A 5,663-nucleotide genomic window follows, 5' to 3' on the forward strand; every position below is an offset into this window, starting at 1 on the left:
AGCTCGCCCAGTGCCGCGGCGAGCTCGGCCTGGTCGGCGCGGCCGGCCGGGGTGGCGAGGTCCCGGGCGGCGAGCAGGGTGTCCGCCGGGCCGACCAGCCGCAGCTTGAGGCTGGCGGAACCGGCATTGACCACCAGGACGTTCACCGCCGAACCGGTCACCACCGCAACGGCCTCCTTCGGACCAGTCACCGTCAGTACGGCCAGGTCCAGTCGCGGATTGCCGGGTCGTCCTCGCCGTGGTCGCGGGTGTAGGCGCGGGCGGCGAGCCGGGCGTCGACCATCCGCTGGCGGACGTGGGCGGCCCGGGCGCCCAGGCTCGGTACCCGGTCGATGACGTCGGCGACGAGGTGGAAGCGGTCCAGGTTGTTGAGCATGACCATGTCGAAGGGGGTGGTGGTCGTCCCCTCCTCGATGTAGCCGCGCACGTGCAGGTTCTGATGGTTACGGCGGCGGTAGGTGAGCCGGTGGATCAGCCAGGGGTAGCCGTGGTACGCGAAGATGACCGGGCGGTCGGTGGTGAACAGCGCGTCGAAGCGGGCGTCGGAGATGCCGTGCGGATGCTCGGCGGAGTCCTGCAGGCACATCAGGTCGACGACGTTGACGACGCGGACCTTGAGGCTCGGGAAGTGCTGGCGCAGGATGTCGACGGCCGCCAGCGTCTCCAGGGTCGGAATGTCGCCCGCGCAGGCCATCACGACGTCGGGCAGGCCGTCCCCGCCAGTCGGGCCGTCCCCGCCAGTCAGGTGGTCGTTGCTCGCCCAGTCCCAGATGCCCAGGCCGCGCGTGCAGTGCGCGATCGCCTCGGGCATCGACAGGAAGTTCAGCGCCGGCTGCTTGCCCGCCACGATCACGTTGATGTAGTGCCGGCTGCGCAGGCAGTGGTCACCGACGGAAAGCAGGGTGTTGGCGTCCGGCGGCAGGTACACCCGGACGACCTCGGCCTTCTTGTTCACGACGTGGTCGATGAACCCGGGGTCCTGGTGCGAGAAACCGTTGTGATCCTGCCGCCAGACGTGGCTGGTCAGCAGGTAGTTCAGCGAGGCGATCGGCCGCCGCCAGGGGATTCCCCGGGTGGTCTTGAGCCATTTGGCGTGCTGGTTGACCATCGAGTCGACGATGTGGATGAACGCCTCGTAGCAGGAGAACAGCCCGTGCCGGCCGGTGAGCAGGTAACCCTCCAGCCAGCCCTGACACAGGTGCTCGGAGAGCACCTCCATCACCCGGCCGTCGACGGCGAGGTGGTCGTCGCCCGGCTCGATCCGCGCGTTCCAGGCCCGGTTCGTCACCTCGAACAGGGCGCCGAGCCGGTTCGACGCCGTCTCGTCGGGGCCCATGACCCGGAACGTGGTCGGGTTGGCCGCCATCACATCGCGCAGGAACTGGCCGAGCAGGCGGGTCGGCTCGGTCAGGGTGGTGCCCGGCGCGGTGACGTCGACGGCGTAGTCGCGGAAGTCCGGCAGGGTCAGGTCACGCAGCAGCTCGCCACCGTTGGCGTGCGGGTTGGCGCTCATCCGCCGGTGGCCCGTCGGGGCGAGCGCCGCAAGCTCGCCCACCAGCCGGCCGGCGGCGTCGAACAGCTCCTGCGGGCGGTAGCTGCGCAGCCACGACTCGAGCTGGGCGAGGTGCTCGGGATTGTCATGCACCCCGGCGACGGGCACCTGATGGGAGCGCCAGGTGCCCTCGACCTGGTTGCCGTCGACGACGGCGGGGCCCGTCCAGCCTTTTGGGGTGCGCAGGACGATCACCGGCCAAGCCGGCCGGGCGGTCTCGCCCTGTTCCCGGGCGCGGTACTGGATCGCCTGGATCTCTGCGAGGGCCTCGTCCAGCACCCCCGCCATCCGCTGGTGCACCACGGCCGGGTCGTCGCCGGTGACGTGGTACGGCCGGTAGCCGTAGCCGCGCAGCAGCTCGTCGAGCTCGGACTCGGGGATGCGGGCCAGCACCGTCGGCTCGGCGATCTTGTAACCGTTGAGGTGCAGGATCGGCAGAACCGCGCCGTCACGGGCCGGATCGAGGAACTTGTTGGAATGCCAGCTCGCGGCCAGCGGCCCCGTCTCCGCCTCGCCGTCGCCGACGACCGCGCAGACCACCAGGTCGGGATTGTCGAAGGCGGCGCCGAAGGCATGGGTGAGCACGTAGCCGAGCTCGCCACCTTCGTGGAAGGAACCGGGCACCTCCGGGGCGACATGGCTGGGGATGCCGCCCGGGAAGGAGAACTGGCGGAACAGCCGGCGCAGTCCGTCGGCATCCTGGCCGATCGAGGGATAGACCTCGCTGTAGGTGCCTTCGAGGTAGGCGTTCGCCACGATTCCGGGGCCGCCGTGCCCCGGGCCGATGACGTAGACGACATTGAGGTCGAGGCGGCGGATCAGCCGGTTCAGGTGAGCGTAGATCAGGTTGAGCCCCGGCGTGGTACCCCAGTGCCCCAGCAGGCGCGGCTTGACGTGCTCGGCGCGCAGCGGCTCGGTGAGCAGCACGTTGTCCAGCAGGTAGATCTGGCCGACTGACAGGTAGTTCGCCGCCCGCCAGTAGGCGTTGAGCAGGTCGAGCTCCGCGGCAGACAGCGGTCCCGAGGCCTCGTCCGAGTCGTCCCGCCGCGCTGCGTCAACGACACCGGTCATCCGCTGCTCCTCCTTCGGCCGGCGGGCGCCGGCAGCCTCAACCCTCCCCGACCAACGGGCTGGAGGCGACTTCCGTGCCGTCGTCCAGGGCGGAGATCCGGAAATCCGCGAAGACGTTGGGCGCCACCGCCTGCAGCTCGCGCAGGATCGTGACGGCGAGACCGCGAATCTCCACGTCGGCATGCTCGCTGGCACGCATCGCGATGAAATGCCGCCAGGCCCGATAGTTCCCGGTGACGACGATGCGAGTCTCGGTCGCGTTCATCAGAACCGAGCGGGCGGCCTGCCGAGCCTGCTTGCGCCGCGAGGTGGGGGCAGCAATGTCGGCGAACCGCTTCTCCAACCCCTCCAGCAGCCGGCCGTACGCCTCCAGGGACGCCGCCGCCGCCTGCTCGAACAGGGCGTGCAGCTCCGGGTCGCCGGCCACGACCTCGGGCTCGACGATCGCCGCGTCGCGCTCGGGGACGTAACGCTGGGACAACTGGCTGTACGAGAAATGCCGGTGCCGGACCAGCTCGTGGGTGAGGCTACGCGAGACGCCGGTGAGGTAGAGCGAGACGGTGCCGTGTTCGAGCACCGACAGGTGCCCCACGTCGAGAATGTGGCGCAGGTAGCCGGCGTTGGTCGCGGTCGCCGGATTGGGCTTGCTCCAACTCTGGTAGCAGGCCCGGCCGGCGAACTCCGCCAGCGCCTGGCCGCCGTCCGCGTCGGTGCTCCACGGCACGTCCGCCGGCGGGAGGAACTCGGTCTTCGCGATCACCTGGACCCGCAGCCGGGTGGTCGCCGGGCCGGCGGGCGCCACCGCGGGCACCGGCGTCGCCGCGCCGGGTACCGCCTGGGACGCCGTCCCGGGAGTCGGTTCGGACGCCGGCTCAGACACTGCCACCTCCATCACCCACCGCGAACCCCGGGGCGCCTGTTGCCCCGGCGCGGACTGCGACCACGGTAGACGCCCAGAGGGCTCGGCGTGCGCCGGACCTCGCGAACCCACCTGCGCACCGGCAGGACCGGTGCGGTCGACGGGCAAGGCCGGGCGGTCGATGGTTGTCGGCTGCACCGCGCATCGCCGGCGGCTGTGACCCACCGCCGCGTCGGAAGCGGCGCGGCGATGCGCAATCAGTCGAGCCGGTCAGCAATCAGTCGAGCCGGCCAGCAATCGCCCAACGCGGCCCGTGTCGGCACCCACTTACCCGTCCGGTCACGCGATCGGCGCACGGGGATTGGGGGTCGGCGCGGGCGTGGTACACCGGTGGTGGACGCCTCGTCAGTCCCCAACGGCGAGGAGTCGCAGTGCCCGCTCGCGCGACGTGGCCTGGCGCGGTCGGGGGTCTCCGCCCCCGTCAATCCCCGGCCGCCCAGCCACGTCGCGGCGGGCAGCCCTCCCCCGAGATGGCGCGGCGGCCCACCCGCCGCGCGCATCCCGTGGAGGTCAGGCCGACTTCGGAGGTCAGGCCGAGGTGGGGGTCCAGGCAGCGGGGTCGGCGACGCCCTGGTCACCGGTCGCCATGTTCTTGACCTCGTGCTCCCGCCCCTCGTCGAAGGGCGGGAACCAGACGAAGCCGATGCCCTTGCGGGCGGCGTAGCGGACCTGCTTGGCGAGCTTGTCCGGCTGGTGGTAGGTCTCGACCTTCAGCCCGCGGGCCCGCAGCGCGGTCGCGGTGGCCAGCGCCGCCGCCCGGCGCTGCGCGGCGGGGATCACCACGAGCACGTCGGCGGGGCTCGCCGGGCCGCTCGGCAGCAGGCCCTCGGCGAGGAGCTTGGCGAAGATGCGGGTCAGGCCGATGGAGATGCCGACCCCGGGGAGGCTACGGCGGATGAACGAGCCGGCGAGGTTCTCGTACCGGCCACCGGAGCAGATGCTGCCGAAGTCGGGCCAGTCGACGAACTTCGCCTCGTAGACCGTGCCGGTGTAGTAGTCGAGGCCGCGGGCGATCGACAGGTCCGCGACCACACTGCCCGTGGGCAGGTCGGCGAGATCGTCGAGGACCTGGGCGAGCTCGTCGAGACCCTCGGTGAGCAGATCCGACTTCACGCCGAGGCGGCGCACCTCGTCGACGACCCCGGGACCCGTCGCCCGAATCGCGGCGAGATCCAGGCAGGCCCGAACCTGGTCCGCGTCGAGCCCCGCCTGGGCGCCCAGCAGGTTCGCGACGCCGTCGGGGCCGACCTTGTCCATCTTGTCCGCGATCCGGATCACCGCGAGCGGATCGCCGATCCCCAGCCCCTCGTAGAACCCCTGCAGCACCTTGCGATTGTTGATGTTGAGAGTCCAGGGCGGGACGCCCAGGGTGCCGAGTACCTCGTGGACGATCCGGGGCAGCTCGGCGTCGAAGTGCAGGGGCACCCGGTCGACGTTGATGACGTCGATGTCGCACTGGGTGAACTCGCGGAAGCGGCCCTCCTGGGGCCGCTCGCCGCGCCACACCCGCTGCATCTGGTAGCGCTTGAACGGGAAGACCAGCTCGTTGAAGTGCGCGGCCACGTACCGGGCGAACGGCACGGTCAGGTCGAAGTGCAGGCCGAGCCGGGCGCTGTCGTCGTCCGCGTCGGCCTGCAGGCGGCGCAGCGTGTAGACCTCCTGGGAGGTCTCGCCCTTCGCGGTGAGCACGTCCAGGGCCTCGACCGACGGCGTCTCCACCGAGCAGAAGCCGTAACGCTCGAAGGTCGCCCGGATCGTGTCGAGCCAGCGCTGCTCGACGATTCGGACCTCGGGCAGCCATTCCGGGAAGCCGCTGACGGGCAGGGGGCGGACGATCGGCGCGTCACTCATCGCCGGGAGGTCTCCTCATCGATCTCGAACGGACGGGCACCTGCGGTCCCCGGGCGCGGCCGACCGCGTCCCTGGGCGGGGCTCACCGATGTCGAACGAGACGACGCATGCGTTGCACCCTACCCCGCGGATCACCCGGACCGTCCCGCCGGGACGGGGCCCCTTCTCCATCGGGCCCCGAGCCGGCAGGCGGCACGCCCGCGCCGGTCAGGACCGGCGGCCCACCGGTGCCTCGATCTCCGCGTCGCGCGCGACCGCGCCGTCCGGGCC

The 5,663-nt window shown here is 71.4% G+C and carries 3 protein-coding genes and 1 pseudogene; all 4 read right to left on the bottom strand.

What is annotated here, in order from left to right:
• A pseudogene (locus ND748_RS23600) lies at positions 1–146 on the bottom strand (acetate/propionate family kinase); the annotation flags it as partial.
• A gap of 47 nt (positions 147–193) precedes the next feature.
• A complete protein-coding gene (locus ND748_RS23605; RefSeq protein WP_251748150.1) occupies positions 194–2,623 on the bottom strand; it encodes a phosphoketolase in 2,430 nt (809 codons plus the stop codon).
• 37 nt (positions 2,624–2,660) lie between these two features.
• Positions 2,661–3,395, bottom strand: a complete 735-nt coding sequence (thyX, locus tag ND748_RS23610) for an FAD-dependent thymidylate synthase (protein ID WP_374216011.1) — start codon at positions 3,393–3,395, stop codon at positions 2,661–2,663.
• Positions 3,396–4,070: 675 nt separating this feature from the next.
• A complete protein-coding gene (gene hisS, locus ND748_RS23615; RefSeq protein WP_251748152.1) occupies positions 4,071–5,393 on the bottom strand; it encodes a histidine--tRNA ligase in 1,323 nt (440 codons plus the stop codon).
• Positions 5,394–5,663: the final 270 nt, after the last annotated feature.

The organism is Frankia sp. AiPs1 (genome assembly GCF_023716945.1).
Lineage (GTDB): Bacteria > Actinomycetota > Actinomycetes > Frankiales > Frankiaceae > Frankia.

Excerpts from the sequence above, each read along its gene's own strand:
- ND748_RS23605 (WP_251748150.1), bottom strand. The coding sequence starts at position 2,623 with ATGACCGGTGTCGTTGACGCAGCGCGGCGGGACGACTCGGACGAGGCC.
- hisS (WP_251748152.1), bottom strand. The coding sequence starts at position 5,393 with ATGAGTGACGCGCCGATCGTCCGCCCCCTGCCCGTCAGCGGCTTCCCG.